We start from the raw sequence: 18,226 nt of genomic DNA, 5'->3' as shown, positions 1-18,226 counted from the left end.
TTGGTTATTTTTGGTTTTGTGATTGGTAGTTGCCGTTGCGTGCTAGCCAGATCGTGTGCATCCGGCTCTTACGACCGCGGTGCGAGGCTGGTACCTCCACATCGGAAACATCAAAACCCGCTTTGCGCAGTAACTTCGTAAATTTTTTATCGGGGTATGCAGACCATACGGCCAGAATGCCCCCATCTTTCAATGCAGTTTTAGCGGCGAGTAATCCTTCTATTGTGTATAAACTTTCATTTTTATCACCGTGAAAGGCACTCGGCCCATTATCTACATCCAGCATGATAGCGCTGTACTCTTTATTAGCCTCAGCAATCAACTTCTGCACTGGTGACACCTTGATCTTAATACGTGAATCGTCCAGCAGGCCTGGGTGCATGTCCTTGAGATGGGTTTTATTCCATTCCACTACGCCTTTAGTCAGCTCAGCTACTACGAACTCAGCTCCGGCTTGGGGCAAACTCTCCACTGCTGCTGAGAGCGTGAAGCACATTCCTAGTCCACCAATCAATACCTTTGGCTGGCGAGCTGGGCGATACGGCTGACATGCCATCCGAGCCAATTCTTCCTCAGATCCATAGGCAATACTAGTCATGAGCCTTTCTCCGCGCGAGCTGATAAAAAACTCACCATCGTGCTCAAATAACTCAAGTGGTTCCCCCTCGGGAGTCGTCGTTTCTGCTAATTTATTGTAATGCTTCATGGATTCTGATGGCACAGCATAGCACGCCAATGCGAGCTTGGCAAAGCTTACGAATTTGAATGGCCTAGCCTCACCGCTCTTGCTATAAAAAGGGTATGCAATCTGTCAGCTGCGAATCAATGCGAGACCTAGAAAATGCCGTTTTCGCCATAGGCCACACACCTGAAGCTCTCATGCTTCAAGCCGGTGAGCGCATGAGTCAGGCGATCTTACGATACTACCCTAGTCATTCACACGCCACCGCCTATTTAGGCAAGGGTCACAATGCTGGCGACGCCCTTGTGCTAGCTAAATACCTGCAAAAAGCTGGCTGGAGCATCCAACTCCGATGTCCGTATTTGGAAGATGACCTCAGCCCTCTCACTCTGAAAATGCTCGAGTCCTTGGGAGCTATCCCCCTCGACTCCTCGACTCCGCCTACTGCAGGCTCGCTACTTATCGATGGATTGCTTGGCATAGGGGCAAACGGCCCGCTGCGCCCGCCACTACGGGAGCTTGCCACAGAAATGAATCAGGCTCGCGACTCTCTGGGCTGCAGACTCATCTCGCTCGACACTCCCAGTGGAGTAAATGCTAGCACAGGTGAAATCTACCCAGCAGCAGTCAAGGCTGACCACACACTCTGTGTCGGATACCCAAAGTCTGGATTACTCAAGAGCTCTTGTATCCAACATGTCGGGGCGCTGACTCAAATCGCGCTCGATGCCCTAGAAGACCACTCTCCGAAAGCTTGTCAGTCCTCACCCGAGCTCATCACCCCGCATACTTTACGCCGGAAGCGTCGGGACTTCGACACCCATAAAGGACAGGCGGGTAGAGTTGGTATCTGGGCTGGCTCGAAAGGGATGTTAGGTGCCGCGGTTCTGACCGCCACAGCCGCGCTAAAATCCGGAGCGGGTCTCATCACTCTGTTTTCACCACCCGAGATCTACTCGATCATAGCACCCATGCTCCCTCCTGAAATAATGGTGCGACTCAGCTTAAGCCCACTTACAATGCTCGAGCAGAATTTCGATGCCATTGTGCTGGGCCCTGGCATCGGCACTCCCGACTCAAATCTAGCAAACCAACTTCTAGCAGTCGTCGAAAGATCATCCATACCAATCGTGCTAGATGCCGACATGCTCAACCTCATTGCCAGAGAAGAAAAGCTAAGCTCCCTCCACCCGAAATGTATTCTCACTCCGCACCCAGGTGAAATGCAGAGACTCTTTCCTTCATCTGAAAGCAGAGAAAAAATTGCGCTGAACTTCTGTGAGCTCTACCCTGTCACTCTCCTCTTCAAAGGAGCCCGCACTATCATCACTGAGCCAAACAAGGTTCTCTACGTCAACTCCACAGGTACTCCAGCGATGGCCACTGCTGGACAAGGTGATGTTCTCAGCGGACTGATAGGGGGACTCTGCGCGCAAGGCTACACACTACTGGACGCAACTAAGCTGTCCGCTTGGCTAGCGGGCGAAGCTGCCCAACTAGCTCTCGCGTCACAGACTGAAACCGAAGAAACCCTCAGTGCTAGCAGTGTCATCCATTTTCTACCTCAGGCATTCCTCGCCGTTGCCAGGCAAGCCTAATTCACAGCACAAAAAAACTCTCAGCCGCTGGGAAGCAACTGAGAGCATTTAGAGAATATTTATTCGGTTACTTAAAGAATGGAGCGAGAGCTTCATTCACAGCATTCGCAACAAGTTGCTTGCGCTGAGCGTCCGAGGCTCCATTGACGATGTCTCCAACTGAAACATTGCGGAACATCAACTTGTTAGTCTTAGCGTCAATCACATCGACGACCAATCCGGCACGCTCGAAATAATCTGGGCGATTGCCATCAATCACGCCCTTCTTGTGCGCGACATCGAGGATCTCACTACCGTCACGACCGTAGCCAAAGTAATCGTCAAAAGAGGTAGTCATAGCATTGTCCTGATAGACAACCATGTAACCAACTACGAGGTCAGCATGGGGAGCATTGTAGCCCATCCCGCGCGCTTTGAATTGCGCCTGGATGTTGTCTTGAATGAGGCTATGCACCCGCTTTTCACGAGTGCTAGTGATAGCCGAACTATCTGGAGCACGCTTTACTAAGCGGGCAGATGTGTAGCCTTTGCTGTTACCCTTAGGCATATCAACGCTAGAAGAGCAGGAGGTAAATACCGCGGCACAGGCGGCAACGGCAAGTAAACGTAGAGCTGTCATAACTAAACCTCTAACGTTTATTTTCTAACATAACAAGGATTTTGTATCCGAGGTGGCACACACGACCGGACGCTTCCCACACATAAAACGTGACATTACATTCACTAGCACTTCAGCAGAAATCCTACTGGGTGGTTAAGACTTCCGTAGTTCTGCCTCGACTCGTATCCATCTGGCAGGCTACAACTCGCTCAACATTCGACCTATGAAATTTTTTCTCTTACTTTTACTACTTTTAGCCGGTGGCTTTGCCTTTTGGAAATTCAACGAATCACAAGACTCTGATAAGATCGTCAATGATGGCTCCATCACTCACGTCGTAGTCAAGGGAGAGACCTTATACTCCATCGCTCGTAAGTACGGAACAACCGTCGCCAGCATCAAAGGTCGCAACAAGTTCAGCAGCGACACTATTCACGTCGGAGACTCTATCAGAGTCCTTGCTGGAGAGCGCGAGAAAGCACAATCAGCTTCTTCAATAGCTCGGAAAGAAACCCCAAAAAAGGATCAACCAAAGCCCAAATCAAACAAGGTTATCGCCAAAAAAGGGCTTCCAAAATCCACAGTGATGGAGAGTTCTAGCATCGGTATCGACATCGATGACAAAAACCAAGTGTACCTCAAGACTAAGGATGGGAAGTTCGCTCCAGCGGGCGCGATCATTTATGGATCAGATGCCGACGCCAATGGCATGGAAATAAAAACCATTACCTACCGTGACTTCAAGGGGAGAGAAACCACTCTGCCAGGCTCTGCTGACCCAGAGTCGGTGATCCGACTTTCCCTGAAGAAGCGATAGCTCTCCATGCTTCGGGGTCCTTTAGCCCTCTATGATGGAAAAAAATGATCTGACTGAGCTTCGCAAAAAGTGGATTACCTAACGAGAGGTTCAGCAAACTATTAGGTAATGGTATATGATCCATCGCCCAGCGCATCGCTTGCTTTGTCCGCCACTCAGGACGTCGCCATTCTAATAATGCCGCTGGATGGCTAATCCTCCCAGCCAAAGCATCAGCAATCGTCACCCCAGCCGCTTCTCCCATTTGTAGAGAGGAATGGATTCCACCAGCTGTGAGTGGAGAAACCCACCCAGCAGCATCACCTAACAGCATCGATCGCTGAGTGTACCACTGCTTCTTTGCTCCACCACATGGGATCAGACCACCACGGCGCTCCACCACCTTCGCCTCACGAAAATCAAAGACTTTTTTAAGCTTTTCTAAAAATGCTCCCAACTGTGGTTTATGTGGCTTACGCACGGCCAAGCCAATCTGGGTCACTCCCACCCCAGGAACCACCCGAGCAATGTAGCCGGGTGCCAATTTGCTATCGAGAAACACGTGGAGCCGGTCTTGATCAACCCCGCGGACCCCAGTCATCTCAACCTCAGCTCCGATCAAGAACTGCGTATTTTCTTTAAACCCCATCAGCCGGCCAAAGTTTGACCTAGCACCATCGGCCCCAACACTAAAGCGTCCAGAGACTCCTTGCTTGGGGAAATACACTTTATCAGCCATCTCATGCACAGCTGCGACGTTTGTCCCGGTACGAATCTCCGCGCCATTGAGTTGAGCGCGCTTCCCCATCCACCGCATAAGCTCAGGGGTATTGATCGCCTGGAACTGATAACCGGGTGATGCTAGGTCGATCGATTTTCCATTGGGAGCATACAAGCGCACTCCATGGATATCTCGCTTCAAAGGTTCTGGAACTTGAAGCACCTTAGACGCCTCGCCCACAAATATCCCTGTCGTTCTAATCTTCTCACCCAAGTCCTTTTTACGTTCTAACACAAGAGTATTCAACCCTCGTGCTGCAGCGCTACGCGCACACGACAAACCAGCATAACTCCCACCAACAATCACTGTGTCATAATTTCTCATTGGCCAGTCTTACATCAAAATTTCACGACTGTGTCTGACTTCACTGAGTTTTCACAAATCTCTTACTTTCCTTCACAAAAGCCCTATTCCCAAAGAAAAAAAGCCAATCACCCCCCGCTGAGGGCAACTGGCTCATCTTTTAAATTTAGAAATTTCTTACTACTTTTTAGCTGCATCGATCTTAGCCACATGAGCTCGGAAATCCTTCAACTCCCGCTTTACCACTGGCAGCAACAGATAGAGACCAATCATGTTAGGTATCACCATCGCGAACAACATGGCATCACAAACACGCACAACATTTGTCGTCGAAGCTATTGCACCGATCACGACAAAGACACAAAATGTCAGTTTGTAGATTACATCTGCCAGTTTATTATCAATCCCGAAGAGATAATTGACAGCCTGTTCGCCGTAGTAGGACCACGATATCATCGTAGAAAACGCGAAGAGGATGACAGCCACTGACAATACTTTTGGGAACCAACTAAATTGCTGCTCGAAGGCCAGTGACGTCTTCTGGACTCCAGTCACCTCTTCCACTTTCGCCATCGGTATCCATAGGCTTTTTTCAGCCTCACGATACACTTCACCATAACTCACTTCATCCTCACCCTCTCCGACAGACTCTTTGCTGAGAATTCGAAGTTCCTGCCCCTTCACTGCACCGGTCTCAGCTTCTTGCTCAATTCCGGGAGTCATGTACATCAGAACGTTGTCATCTTTGACAATCCCATCGACCTTCCATGTTCCAGTAATCACTAAAACCAATGCGGTCATCGTGCAGACGACTACCGTGTCAGTGAATGGCTCTAGCAAAGCAACAAACCCTTCACTCGCTGGCTTATTGGTCTTCACTGCCGAGTGCGCAATTGGAGCCGAGCCGATACCAGCTTCGTTCGAGAATGCAGCACGCTTGATTCCCTGAATCAGCACACCCACAAAACCACCACCGATAGCTATCGGGCTGAATGCTCCCTCAAGGATTTGAACAAATGCGTCAGGGATTAGACTGGCATTAGAACCAACAATCGTAATGGCGGCGAGTAGGTAAATCCCACACATGAATGGTACCAGGAACGAGGTCACACGAGCAATCGACTTGATTCCTCCAATGATAACCAGTCCGACAACGACAGCCAGAATGATCCCTAAGTAGACCTTGTCATTTCCATTGAATATATCGAAAGCGCCGAACGAACTGGAAAATTGGGATACTGCTTGGTTCACCTGAAACATGTTGCCGGCACCAATTGCGCCGCCCACACACATCACCGCAAAAAATACTGCTAAGACTTTGCCTAAACCTCCTAGCCCCATCTCGCCGAGACCATCACGTAGGTAGTACATCGCACCGCCGTGGGTGTTGCCACTTTTATCAAACTTCCGGTACTTTACTCCCAGTGTGCACTCAACAAACTTGGTTGTCATTCCACATAAGCCCATCAGGATCATCCAAAATGTTGCCCCAGGACCACCAATTCCAACAGCTACCGCCACTCCAGCAATATTACCTAAGCCCACTGTTGCTGAAAGCGCTGCGCTCAATGCCTGGAAGTGCGTGATCTGTCCAGGTGCGTCATCAGGTGTGTAGTCGCCCTTTACCGTACGAAAGGCCACTCCCAGCCCTCGAATATTTAAAAACTTAAAATAAATCGTTAAAAATACCGCGGTTGCCCCCAATACAACAAGAATGATCGGTATAGCATTCCCATTCACTTCCGGCGCAAAAAATATAATTTCCTCGAGAACGTCTGCCACATCTGAGAGAGCCGTGTCTAAGCCTCCCAAATTAGCAGCTGAAGCAGGAATACACATCGCGATGAAAACCATCGTTAGAATGTGAAAAAAAGAAAGTCGGGTCTTCGTAAAAAATCGCATATAAAACAGTGGTTTAAAGTCGAGACATTGACATTTCAATCTAGCAGCTCAAGAATAAAATAAAGGATTCCATACTAAACGAATCTTGGGGGCTTAAAACCAACGAACAAATTGACTCGAAATTCTATAAATAATTTTCTTCACACCCAGCACTCCATCCTCCACCCTCATCTCACTATGCGCCTTATCCTCTTCCTACTTGTTGCCTCTCTTACAGCAAACTTCAGTTTTGCTAATGGGAAAAAGCAAAACGCGGTGACCATCACTTTCCACACCGAGGCTACAAATCTAAAATCCAAGAAGCTTACTTTCGAAATTGAGACACCAAAGGGAAAACGCTTCATGAGTAAAACCCCATTCATTACGACCAGCGACATCGTAGCTTACAACGCCTTTCCCTCCCCTCACAATCCAGACATGTATGGTGTCAGCTTCCAACTCAACCGCGCTGGAAGTAGCAGACTTAAGATGACTTCTGGTCAATATACAGGAAAGTGGATCATGTGCAGTATCAATGGAAAAGTGGTAGACATGCTCTACATCGACCGTCAAATAGATGGCCGCGTCATCACTATCTGGAGAGGCGTAGATCAACCCATGCTCAACGCATGTAACCATCTCATCCCCAGAATCGGGGAATCCAAAAAAGCCTGGAAGACTCGTCTCAAATACGAGAAAAAACATTAACCCATTGCCGACACATCACAAAAAAAGCGCAGCCTCTGACGAAGCTGCGCTATTTGGAAGATTAAAGAGGCTGGAAGCCTCTTCTACGGTTAGAGGCCTGCGTCTGTGACGGCTCCTTTGGAAGCAGACTCAGTGAGCTTGGCGTATTTTGCGAGAACTCCGCGGCGGTATCGAGGCTCTGGTTGAATCCAGGCTGCTTTACGCTGTGAAATCTCAGCCTCTGTGAGGTCGACGTTGATCTCGTTGTTCTCGGCATCGATGGTGATGATGTCGCCATCTTCCAAAAGTCCGATGACTCCGCCAACATGTGCTTCTGGAGTGATGTGACCAACAACAAAGCCGTGTGAACCACCGGAGAAGCGACCATCAGTGATGAGCGCTACGCTATCACCAAGTCCGCGTCCCATCACAGCAGCTGTGGGCCCGAGCATTTCACGCATTCCTGGACCACCTTTGGGTCCTTCGCGGCGCACAACGATGACGTCGCCGGGTTTGATCTCGCCAGCGAGAATTGCCTTCATGGAACATTCTTCAGAGTCGAAACAACGTGCTTTACCAGTGAAGAGTGTGCCTTCGTTTCCTGAAATTTTAGCAACTGAGCCTTCGGAGGCGAGGTTGCCGTAGAGGATGCGCAGGTGGCTGTCCTTTTTCTTCGGCTTGTCGAGCGGTAGGATGACCTTCTGATCTTCTGGGTAGAACAGTGGTGAGTTCGCGAGGTTCTCAGCCATTGTCTTGCCGGTCACTGTCATGCAGTCGCCGTGGAGGAGACCAGCCTCGAGAAGTGTCCGCATGAGTGGGATCGTGCCACCGATGCGTACGAGGTCAGCCATCACGTACTTGCCGGATGGCTTGAGGTCAGCAACCACTGGAACGCGCTTACCGATTTCAGTGAAGTCATCGATATGGAGTTCCACGTCAGCCGCGTGAGCCATTGCGAGAAGGTGCAGTACTGCGTTGGTAGAACCACCGAGCGCGATCACTACGGTGATCGCATTTTCAAATGCTTTACGGGTCATGATGTCGCTCGGGCGGATACCTTTGTCGATCATGTTGACTACGGCTGCTCCAGCGTCGTAACAATCCATCATTTTGTCATCGCCTACAGCTTCTTGAGCCGAGCTGTTAGGGAGAGACATTCCGAGGGCTTCGATCGCACTCGCCATGGTGTTAGCAGTGTACATGCCACCACAGGAACCAGCACCTGGGATAGCGCAGCTCTCCACAGTGTTGAGTTCTTCTTCGTTAAATTCACCTGCAGCGTGCTTGCCTACAGCTTCGAAAACAGAAACCACATCGAGGTCCTCTTTCTGACCTTTGATCGATGCACAACCTGGAAGGATAGTACCTCCGTAGATGAAGACTGCTGGGCGATTGAGGCGAGAGATCGCGATCATGCAACCAGGCATATTCTTATCACAACCACCGACGGCAACGAGGCCGTCCATGCCTTCAGCGGCCACCACAGTCTCGATAGAGTCTGCGATCACCTCGCGGGAAACCAGCGAGTACTTCATTCCTTCAGTACCCATTGAAATACCATCAGAAACTGTGATCGAGCCAAATGTGAGTGATTTACCACCGGCTGCGTCAGCGCCCTTACCAGCCTCTACAGCGAGTTTGTCGAGGTGCATATTACAAGGAGTCACATCGCTCCATAGAGATGCGATAGCTACCTGTGGCTTTTCAAAATCTTTTTTCTCAAAGCCTACAGCGTAGAGCATAGCGCGGCTAGGTGCACGGTCGTCACCATCCACAACCTTTGAGGAATATGGGCGGCGGTTATTTTCGTATTCGTTCATGGATAAAATGGGTAAAATCTGTGCGCGTAGTCTTTCATAGTTCCACGCTGGGTCAAGTCTTGGTGCCTGCTGTTGGTGCTGATTACAAAATATGCGCAGTCTCAGGCATATTATTTCACCCATCTTTACAGGCATGACACATCTAGCATTGGGCTGAAACCTTCACAAATAGGTGGATTGAGGGCGTAAATATAAAATGATGACGCACAAGACACGCACGGGCTTTGACAAGCAGCCAGTGAGTCCGTAGTTCTTTGCACATGACAGCCAAGCGCATCCTCGTATCTGACCCTATCTCTGAAATTGGAGTCGAAGCACTCACTCAGCACCCAGACCTTCAGGTCGATGTAAACACCGGCCTCACACCTGAGGCTCTTCTCGAAATCATCGGTGACTATGATGGCCTGATCATCCGCTCACAGACAAAAGTAACTCGCGCAGTCCTAGAGGCGGCAACGAATCTTAAAGTCATCGGCCGCGCAGGTGTTGGTGTTGACAACGTCGACCGCGACGCTGCGACTGACAACGGCGTGATCGTGATGAACACTCCTACAGGCAACACGGTTTCCACTGCTGAGCTTGCGTTCACTCTCATGCTCTCCGCAGCACGTAACATCGGACCTGGACACGCAGGAGTTCTCGCTGGTGAGTTCCCAGCTGCTCGTAAAGCATTCAAAGGAATTGAAATCTACACCAAGCGTCTCGCCGTTATCGGCATGGGCCGTATCGGTACTGAGTTCGTCAAACGCGCTCAAGCATTCGGCATGGTTGTCGTAGCCTACGACCCATTCCTCACTCAGGCCCGTGCTGACCAACTTAAGGTCGAGCTTGCTGAGACTCCTGACGCCGCCCTCACTGGTGCTGACTTCGTGACTCTCCACGTTCCAATGACACCTGACACCAAGCACATCATCAATGCTGACCGCCTCGCTCTCATGAACAAAGGTGCAATCGTAGTGAACTGTGCACGCGGTGGCCTCATCGACGAGCCAGCACTGCGCGCAGCGATCGACTCAGGTCACATCGCTGGTTGTGGCCTCGACGTGTTCGAAGACGAGCCACCAGCAGCAGACAACATCCTTTTTGACCTACCTAAGCACACAGCTTTCACACCACACCTCGGAGCATCTACTAACGAAGCTCAAGAGAACGTTGGTATCCAAGTAGCTGAACAGCTCCGTGACTTCCTCACCACTGGTGAGATTCGCAATGCTATCAACATGCCATCACTCGACGCTGCTGCGCTCGTAGAGATCGGCGGCTACCTTGGCCTCGCTAAGTCGCTTGGTAAGTTCCTCGCTAAGCTTGGACCAGTCAACCCTGACTCAATCCGCGTTTCCTTCCACGGCACAGTTGCAGAAAAGGACACAGCGCTTGTTTCACGCACCGTTCTCCACGGTTTCCTTTCTGAGGGACGCGAAGACGTAAACATCGTCAACTGCCCAGCAATCGCTAAAGAGCTCGGACTCGAACTCATCGAATCCACCATCAATGCGACCACTGAGTACTCAGAGCTCATCGTTGTTGAACTCAACAAAGGTGGTGAGAAATTCCGCCTTGCTGGATCAATCATCGGTAAGTCCCCACGTATCGTTGAGATCAACAAGCTCTACGTTGATACCAACATCGAAGGCAATTTCCTCATCGTAAAAAACGACGACCGACCAGGTATCGTTGGACTCATCGGAACTAGCCTCGCTGAGAACAAGCTCAACATCGCTAACCTCTCACTCGCTCGCAATAAATCAGAAGGCAATGCCCTCACCGTAATCGAGCTCGATTCCCCTGCTACTCAAGAGATTATCGATACTCTCGGTGCTGCAGCAGGAGTTATCTCCGTCAAAGCTCTCGAAATTTAAGCAAAAAGTACTTGCACTCGACGAGCGGTAATCTTAGGTTGCCGTTGGTTGACCATCACTGGTCACACACAACGCGCGATTAGCTCAGTGGTAGAGCAATGCCTTGACATGGCAGAGGTCACAAGTTCAAATCTTGTATTGCGCACCATCTTTACCGAGGGGGCTTTGAGTAACATCAAAGGCCCTCTTTTTTTGTACTTCCCTCCCACCTTATACATCCGACAAAAGCTTATTTTATAAAGTTGCTGGTACTCCCATCCTACAGAAATAGCACCATGCTGAACGAAGCTAAGAAATTCCTGCTACAAATTCAAACCGAGGGCGCCTCAGTCGCCGCAACTCGCAGCGTAGAAATCCACAAAGAAATTCACGCTACTGGCAGCTACTTGATGAATGAAGAAGAATTGCTATGGGTTGCGAAACTCGCGTGGCGTAATAGTGAGAAATGCATCGGCCGGCTGCATTGGGAAAATATGAAAATAATTGATGCCCAGAGTGCTAATTCAGCCCAAGAAGTTTTTGAATCCTGCGTAGAACTCATCCGACTATCAACCAACGGCGGACGCATTCAACCAATGATGTGCTTTTTCCCACCCTCTAAAAAGGGAGAAGAAGTCCGCATCCTGAACTCACAGCTGATTCGCTATGCCGGCTACAAGCTTATTAATGGCTCCACCCTTGGAGACTCAGAGCAAATAAAAACTACAAAGCTAGCACTCGAGCTAGGCTGGAAGCCAAGCAAAAAGAAAACGCGCTTCGATATCCTCCCACTCATTATCAAGTTCCCAGGCGAGGCTCTTCAGTACTTTGAAATACCATCCGACGCAGCCCTAGAAGTTTCCATCCGCCACCGCGAACTCCCGTGGTTCTCCGAACTAGACCTCAAGTGGTATGCTCTACCAGCAGTGAGCGACAGATGCGTAGAAGCCGGCGGACTAAAGTTTACTGCTGCTCCCTTCAGTGGATACTACATGGGTACAGAAATTGGTGCTCGTAATTTTGGTGATCGACACCGCTATAATCAACTTCCCTTGATTGCTAAAAAAATGGGGCTAGACACACGTAAATCTGATAGACTATGGCTTGACAGGGCGATGATCGAACTAAACTCAGCGGTACTCTATTCATTCAGAGAAAGTGGAGTCACCATTGTAGACCACCACACAGCCTCTCGACAATTTATCAAACACATAGAAAACGAAAAATCCCTAGGCCGTGAAGTTCCGGGTAATTGGAGTTGGCTTGTGCCTCCTGTTTCGGGCTCAACCTGCGAGGTTTACCACCGCAGTTATTCAAAAGAAAAGCTCTGCCCTTTTTTTCGGAGTCAGTAAAATAAACACACACTAATTCACCGCTATTAGACTTTACGGAGAAAACACATGGTATGATGTTCACGCTCTGAGCAAGCGTGCCCCAGCTTAGTGAGGCCTGACTTATTTCTAGACTCTCAAGCACTCTATGAAAAGTATTGTCCTAAATGGCAAATCACCTATCTATAAATGGACATATGTTCGAAGTCAGGGAAAAACCAGAAATGGTCGAGCGCGCGTTGCTCGTCCGCCTTTCATTCAATCGCCGCGAGGAAGACGCCGATATCAGCCTTTTAGAAGAACTGGAAGAGCTCGTCTCGACCTTGGGCGTTGGCGTTGTCTCCCTCGAACTCGCATGGTCGCGCGCGATGCACAGAAAGTACCTTTGCGGTACTGGCAAAGCAGCCGAAATCGTCGAGCTCGCTCACGCCCACGAGTGCGATTGCATCGTCTTCGATAACCAACTCGCCCCATCCCAACAACGTGAGTGGGAAGAGCTGGCTCAAATCTGTGTGATCGACCGAGAAGAAGTCATTCTCGATATTTTTGCCCAGCGCGCTCAGACTAAAGAAGCAACACTCCAGGTCGAACTCGCTCGTATGCAATACGCCCTCCCTAGAATGGCGCGCATGTGGGGCCACCTCGACCGTGAAGGTGGTGCTGGTGGTGGCGGAGCATCCCGAGGCATGGGAGAAATGCAGGTCGAAGTAGACCGCAGACTTGCCCGAAAGCGTATTGACCGCATCAAGCGTGAGCTAGCATCGGTCCGCTCACAGCGCGCAACTCGACGCAAAGACCGCGAGAAAAACGACACTCCACACGCCGCAATCGTAGGTTACACCAACTCCGGTAAATCAACCTTGCTCAACATTCTTTCCGGTTCAGACATCATGGCAAAAGACATGCTATTTGCCACGCTTGACACCACCACGCGTTCTATTGAGCTCCCCGACGGCCAAACTCTGCTACTCACCGACACCGTAGGATTTGTCAGAAATCTACCTCACCGGCTAGTCGAGGCATTTAAAGCAACGCTTGAAGAAGCTGTGCTCGCCGACTTTCTGATTCACGTGCTTGATGCCAGCGACCCGAGAGCTCTTGAGTTTTTTGAGACAACGATGCACGTCCTTAACGAGCTAGGAGCTGAAGGAAAGCCAATGATCACGGTGCTCAATAAAATAGACAAAGTTGAAGACTCTAAGGTTCTCGACAATCTCCAAGAGAAGCTTGAAGACACTATACTCCTCTCAGCCAAAGAGAGTCTTGGCCTCGATGAACTCAGACAGCAATGCACCGTCATGCTTGCTGACCGAGTCCGCAGCCATTGCTACCGCATCCCACAAAGCCGTGGTGACCTCTCCGCCATTTTGCATAAGGAAGCTAAAGTAATGAGCACAGAATACGAAGGGAATGATGTCCTCATCACAGCCATCGTTCCTGCTATTATCGCCGGCAGAATGGCTGAGTTCATCTGCGATTAATCGCAAAACTTGCATCCTGCAAGAAAGAGTGGAAGGGTAGCAGCGTATGCCAAATATACGCCTGCTAATACTCACACTTTTTTTCATCCCTTTGACGCTGCTCGCTCTTGAGCCTGCGAAATTGGTTCAAGTTGAAGCGCCCTCCATCACGCTCGAAGCCCCTAAGCCTGTAATTCCTCCAGCAGATACTGCACCTCCACGGGCGCAGATGGTCGACGAAGTCTCCGGCGATGATTTGAAAATCCCCCATGAGCGCGAGGAGATCGCGCGGCTTCAGATCTACCTCGACCAACAAGATTTTGGCCCCGGTGTGCTCGATGGGAAAATGGGCACGTTCACCAAAATGGCGATCGAAGCCTACAATAAGAAGTTTGGCCGCAAGGACAGCGAGTGGGACAAAGTAAAGGAGGACTCTAAGCAACAAGTCCCGAATCTCTACGCCACCGCCATCGTTCCAGAAGTTGTCACAAAATTTGTCGACACCAGCTTCCGCTGGGGAAGCAACCGTGGGTATCAATCCACTCGCAAAGATATGCCCTACCGCTCCGTCGCCGAGTTTATGGCCGAGCGCTACCACACCACTGAAGATTTCCTCAAGCTCATCAATGGCAAGAAATTGATCGATAACGCGGGAATCCGCACCGCCATGCGCGTCCCCAACGTCGAGCCCTTCCGGATCGAAATCATGGCACATGGCCGCACCTACAAGTCCGACCCAATCCTCAGTAGCCGCTGGGCAGTCATCGACACCAAACAGTTTCAAATCCGTGTCTACGAACCACTCGAGCCTATCTCCCCCACTGCGCCAGCTACTGAGTTAGGGAATTCAGAGCTTCCCTCTACTCCTGAAACCCCAGCAGAAAAACCGATACGCATCTCAATAGTCAACTCCCCCGATCCTGGCTCACCACGCGCGATGATTGTAGAAGACGATCCAGAGCCTGAACAAAATCTCACAATCCATGATGAGCACCGCGCCACCATCGTAGCCGCCTACCCTATCACCCCTGGGAAACCACAGTTCATCCGCTACGGTACATGGACCATGAAAAATTCTATCGAATTCCCCACTTGGCGTTTCGATGACTCACTGCTCAAGACCGGCCAACGCAGTACGACTAGCCTGACCATCCCCGCTGGACCTAACAACCCGGTCGGCGTTCATTGGATGGGACTCAGCCGACCCGGCATCGGCATCCACGGCACCAACCGGCCCGATAAAATTGGCCGAGGCCGCAGCGCTGGCTGCATCCGCATGGCCAACTGGGATGCCACCAAACTGCCAAAAATCATCCGACCCGGCGCCACTGTCATCATCAAGTAAGCTTGGGAGCGCCGAGCCCCAGCTCGGCAGCAATGGTGTCATACAGCGAAACACTAGAAAGTTAGAAAAAAACTCCGCACTTTTTACTTACCTCTTGCGCATCCCCCTTCTAACATCCTGCCCATGACTACAGAAAGCAACCTCTGGAGTAGTTCTCCATCACAGTTCATCAATTTTAACAAATTCTTGCTCGGGCTCATAGTGAGCGCAGTCATTATCACTGCCGCCTGCTACACCACAAACTACGTCCTCTATGGCCTCATCCTGCCAGTGGGCTGGTCGCTATGGCAGTATCTCGTAGTCCGCTGCCTGAGGTATGAACTCACCAGCGAGCGCATCCGCCTCCGCACAGGTGTCATCAACCAACAAGTCAATGAAATCGAGCTCTACAGGATTAAAGACACCACCATCCAGCTTCCCTTCCTCCTGCGCCTCATAAAGCTAGGTACCCTCGCACTCGTCACCTCTGATCGGACACTCCCCGAACTAGAACTCAAAGCGATCCGCAATGTCCGTGGAGTCCGAGACATGCTACGCGAAAATGTCGAACGTCTCCGCGACCTCAAACGCGTCCGCGAAGTCGACTTTGAAGGCGGCGACGACGACTTCGAAGACCTCGACACACTCTAAGCTTGGAGCGTCGAGCAGAGCTTACAGCTCGTGGCCTATTCCACTTGCCCAAGCAGCCATTCCCTGCTTATTTTCACAGCAGACAAGCGCTTCGGATTTCACTGAAGCTCAACCCTTTTACTAACTAAAATTATGAAAATCGTAGTAGCCTACTCTGGTGGCCTCGACACTTCAGTTCTTCTGAAGTGGCTCAAGGACAAGTACAACGCAGAAATCATCGCTTACTGTGCTGACGTTGGTCAGGCAGAAGAGCTCGACGGACTCGAAGCTAAAGCTCTCGCGACTGGTGCTTCCAAGTGCTACATCGGCGACCTCAAAGAAGACTTCGCAGAGAACTACATTTTTCCAATGTTCCAGGCCAACGCACTTTACGAAGGCCGTTACCTGCTCGGAACATCTATCGCACGTCCATGTATTTCTAAGGGCATGGTTGACGTGGCTATCGCTGAAGGAGCTGACGCTATCGCTCACGGCGCAACAGGCAAAGGCAACGACCAGGTTCGTTTCGAACTCTCCGTTGCAGCTCTAGCACCTGACATCAAGATGATCGCACCTTGGCGTGACGACGAATTCCGCGCCCAGTTCCCCGGCCGTGCTGAAATGATCGCCTACGCTGAAGAAAACAACATCCCGATCAAGGCTTCCATGAAGAAGTCCTACTCCATGGACCGCAATCTGCTTCACATTTCCTTCGAAGCGGGCGCAATGGAAGACACGTGGTACGATGCCACCCAGGAAGAAAACAAGGACATGTACGTTCTTTCAGTTTCTCCAGAAGACGCACCAGATGCAGCCCAATACATCCAGTTCCTTTTCGAAAAAGGCAACGTCATCGGTCTCAAGACCGAAGGACTCGCAGCCCTCATCACCGAACTCGGTGACGTCAAAGCCACCGGCGAGCAAGACGGCTACACCCTTCTCAACCCATACGGCGTGATGCGCGTCCTCAACGCTCTCGGTGGACAGCACGGCATCGGCCGCGTCGACCTCGTAGAAAACCGCTTCGTGGGCATGAAGTCCCGCGGCGTCTACGAGACACCAGGTGGAACTATCCTCCTCGCTGCTCACCAGGACCTCGAGACACTCACTCTCGACCGTGAAGCTCAAGCACTCCGCGACAGCATCATGCCTAAGTACGCGACTATGATCTACAACGGATTCTGGTTCGCACCTGAGCGTGAAGCTCTGCAGGACCTCATCACCTCCACTCAGCGCACAGTTTCAGGTGAAGTTCGCATGAAGCTTTACAAAGGCAACTGCATCCAGGCTGGTCGTCGATCACCGTTCTCACTTTACGACGAAGAAATCGCATCCATGGAAGGTGCAGAAGAAGGCAAAGAAGAAGCCTACAACCAGAACGACGCTTCCGGTTTCATCGCACTCAACGCCCTTCGCCTCAAGGCGAATGCCCGCCAAAAGCAACAGTAAGACTCAGTCTTCAAACAGAACACTCTTCCAAAAGCACCGCGCCCTCACAGGCCGGTGCTTTTTTATTCCCCCCTATTCACACCATTGATCAAAGGGTGTTTCGTAACATGAACTGTTGTTGCTGTCTATGTATCACGCCTTTTGACAGAATGTGCGCTAACTCGTTAAATAGTTAATCTCTTATGAGATTGGCTGCAACTCTTCATAATTTTGATCGTATCTGCTTGCGAGGCCTCCAAACTTGCAACATTGCATCAGTGCAGGTACTCAGTTCTCAACAACGCTCTCTATGATCTTTCGTCCATCCCCTTACCTACCCACTCTCACAGCCCTCTGTGTGTTACTGCAGACAGCTTTCGCAACGTCGCCGGCAGCAACTGAAATCCGCTACGGCCGGGACATTCGGCCCATCCTTTCAGATAATTGCTTCTTCTGCCACGGCACCGACCCAGAAACCCGCGAGGGAGACCTGCGCCTCGATATCCGAGAAGACGCACTCAAAGGCAAAGCCTTTATCCCAGGAAACCCAGCAAAAAGCCTGCTCATCAAAGTCATCAACAGCACTGACCCCGATGTCCTCATGCCTCCCAAAAAGAGTCATAAATCACTCACCCCAACAGACAAAAAAATCTTAACAGAATGGGTCAAACAGGGCGCAAAATATGAAGCGCATTGGGCCTATGTCGCGCCGAAGAACTCCCCAGACGCAACTATCGACTCCATTGTTGCCCGCGACCTCCAGCAGCAAGGTTTAGCATTTTCCGAACCCGCCAAACCAGAAGTCCTCGTTCGCCGGCTCTACTTTGACCTGATCGGCCTACCTCCTACAGCTAAGCAAGCTCAGAAATTCTTCACAGCCTATGCTAAATCCCCACGCTTAGCCACCGAGGCGCTGGTCGACGAGCTACTCGCATCAGCACATTTTGGCGAGCAAATGGCGATAAGTTGGCTCGATAATGTCCGCTATGCCGACACCGTCGGCTACCACGGCGACATGACTATTTCCACCTCCCCCTACCGCGATTACGTCATAAATTCCTTCAAC

15 protein-coding genes and 1 tRNA gene are annotated in these 18,226 nt (G+C 50.7%); 11 read left to right on the top strand and 5 right to left on the bottom strand.

All coding sequences use genetic code 11. From position 1 onward, the window contains the following. Positions 1 to 4: 4 nt before the first annotated feature. Positions 5 to 706, bottom strand: coding sequence for a polyamine aminopropyltransferase (locus BSZ32_RS13200; RefSeq protein WP_105043843.1), 702 nt, complete (start codon positions 704 to 706; stop codon positions 5 to 7). 95 nt (positions 707 to 801) lie between these two features. Between BSZ32_RS13200 and BSZ32_RS13195 the strand changes: the two genes are divergently transcribed. Continuing rightward, the gene (locus tag BSZ32_RS13195; RefSeq protein WP_105043842.1) at positions 802 to 2,280 is read left to right on the top strand and encodes an NAD(P)H-hydrate dehydratase; all 1,479 of its coding nucleotides are present in this window, start codon (positions 802 to 804) and stop codon (positions 2,278 to 2,280) included. A gap of 67 nt (positions 2,281 to 2,347) precedes the next feature. On the opposite strand, the gene BSZ32_RS13190 is transcribed toward BSZ32_RS13195, so the two are convergent. Beyond that, the gene (locus BSZ32_RS13190; protein ID WP_105043841.1) at positions 2,348 to 2,899 is read right to left on the bottom strand and encodes a DUF4136 domain-containing protein; all 552 of its coding nucleotides are present in this window, start codon (positions 2,897 to 2,899) and stop codon (positions 2,348 to 2,350) included. A gap of 205 nt (positions 2,900 to 3,104) precedes the next feature. Between BSZ32_RS13190 and BSZ32_RS13185 the strand changes: the two genes are divergently transcribed. Beyond that, positions 3,105 to 3,698 (top strand): LysM peptidoglycan-binding domain-containing protein, encoded by a 594-nt coding sequence (locus BSZ32_RS13185; protein ID WP_105043840.1) that lies wholly within the window; start codon positions 3,105 to 3,107, stop codon positions 3,696 to 3,698. Here BSZ32_RS13185 and BSZ32_RS13180 read toward each other — a convergent pair. After that, positions 3,622 to 4,782, bottom strand: a complete 1,161-nt coding sequence (locus BSZ32_RS13180; RefSeq protein ID WP_105043839.1) for an FAD-dependent monooxygenase — start codon at positions 4,780 to 4,782, stop codon at positions 3,622 to 3,624. The genes BSZ32_RS13185 and BSZ32_RS13180 overlap by 77 nt on opposite strands. 159 nt (positions 4,783 to 4,941) lie before the next feature. Then, positions 4,942 to 6,615, bottom strand: a complete 1,674-nt coding sequence (locus BSZ32_RS13175) for an alanine/glycine:cation symporter family protein (protein ID WP_165788841.1) — start codon at positions 6,613 to 6,615, stop codon at positions 4,942 to 4,944. A 225-nt stretch (positions 6,616 to 6,840) separates the two neighbouring features. Here BSZ32_RS13175 and BSZ32_RS13170 point away from each other — a divergent pair, with 225 nt between their 5' ends. Continuing rightward, a complete protein-coding gene (locus BSZ32_RS13170; RefSeq protein ID WP_105043837.1) occupies positions 6,841 to 7,350 on the top strand; it encodes a hypothetical protein in 510 nt (169 codons plus the stop codon). 89 nt (positions 7,351 to 7,439) lie between these two features. Here the strand turns inward: BSZ32_RS13170 and ilvD are convergent, their stop codons facing one another. After that, positions 7,440 to 9,149, bottom strand: a complete 1,710-nt coding sequence (gene ilvD, locus BSZ32_RS13165) for a dihydroxy-acid dehydratase (RefSeq protein ID WP_105043836.1) — start codon at positions 9,147 to 9,149, stop codon at positions 7,440 to 7,442. Between the two features lie 260 nt (positions 9,150 to 9,409). Between ilvD and serA the strand changes: the two genes are divergently transcribed. From serA to BSZ32_RS18935, 8 genes are all read left to right on the top strand, one after another. After that, the gene (serA, locus tag BSZ32_RS13160) at positions 9,410 to 11,008 is read left to right on the top strand and encodes a phosphoglycerate dehydrogenase (protein WP_105043835.1); all 1,599 of its coding nucleotides are present in this window, start codon (positions 9,410 to 9,412) and stop codon (positions 11,006 to 11,008) included. Positions 11,009 to 11,081: 73 nt separating this feature from the next. Then, positions 11,082 to 11,156 (top strand) — tRNA-Val (locus tag BSZ32_RS13155). Positions 11,157 to 11,283: 127 nt separating this feature from the next. Further along, entirely contained in the window at positions 11,284 to 12,339 is a 1,056-nt protein-coding gene (locus tag BSZ32_RS13150) for a nitric oxide synthase oxygenase (RefSeq protein WP_105043834.1), read from the top strand. Between the two features lie 146 nt (positions 12,340 to 12,485). Continuing rightward, positions 12,486 to 13,799 carry a GTPase HflX gene (hflX, locus tag BSZ32_RS13145; RefSeq protein ID WP_240610640.1) on the top strand — a complete coding sequence of 438 codons (1,314 nt, stop codon included), beginning with the start codon at positions 12,486 to 12,488 and terminating at the stop codon, positions 13,797 to 13,799. A 46-nt stretch (positions 13,800 to 13,845) separates the two neighbouring features. Further along, positions 13,846 to 15,123, top strand: coding sequence for a L,D-transpeptidase family protein (locus BSZ32_RS13140; protein WP_105043832.1), 1,278 nt, complete (start codon positions 13,846 to 13,848; stop codon positions 15,121 to 15,123). Between the two features lie 123 nt (positions 15,124 to 15,246). Continuing rightward, positions 15,247 to 15,753, top strand: a complete 507-nt coding sequence (locus tag BSZ32_RS13135) for a PH domain-containing protein (RefSeq protein WP_105043831.1) — start codon at positions 15,247 to 15,249, stop codon at positions 15,751 to 15,753. Between the two features lie 132 nt (positions 15,754 to 15,885). Then, positions 15,886 to 17,181 (top strand): argininosuccinate synthase, encoded by a 1,296-nt coding sequence (locus tag BSZ32_RS13130; RefSeq protein ID WP_105043830.1) that lies wholly within the window; start codon positions 15,886 to 15,888, stop codon positions 17,179 to 17,181. Between the two features lie 289 nt (positions 17,182 to 17,470). Next, positions 17,471 to 18,226, top strand: a 756-nt coding sequence (locus BSZ32_RS18935) for a DUF1549 domain-containing protein (RefSeq protein ID WP_165788840.1), incomplete at its 3' end; no start/stop codon positions are given.

Origin of the sequence: Rubritalea profundi, from assembly GCF_002954445.1 — a bacterium.
Lineage (GTDB): Bacteria > Verrucomicrobiota > Verrucomicrobiia > Verrucomicrobiales > Akkermansiaceae > Rubritalea > Rubritalea profundi.
Note: the sequence above shows the minus strand (reverse complement) of the source record. Positions and strands in the feature narration are given on the sequence as shown.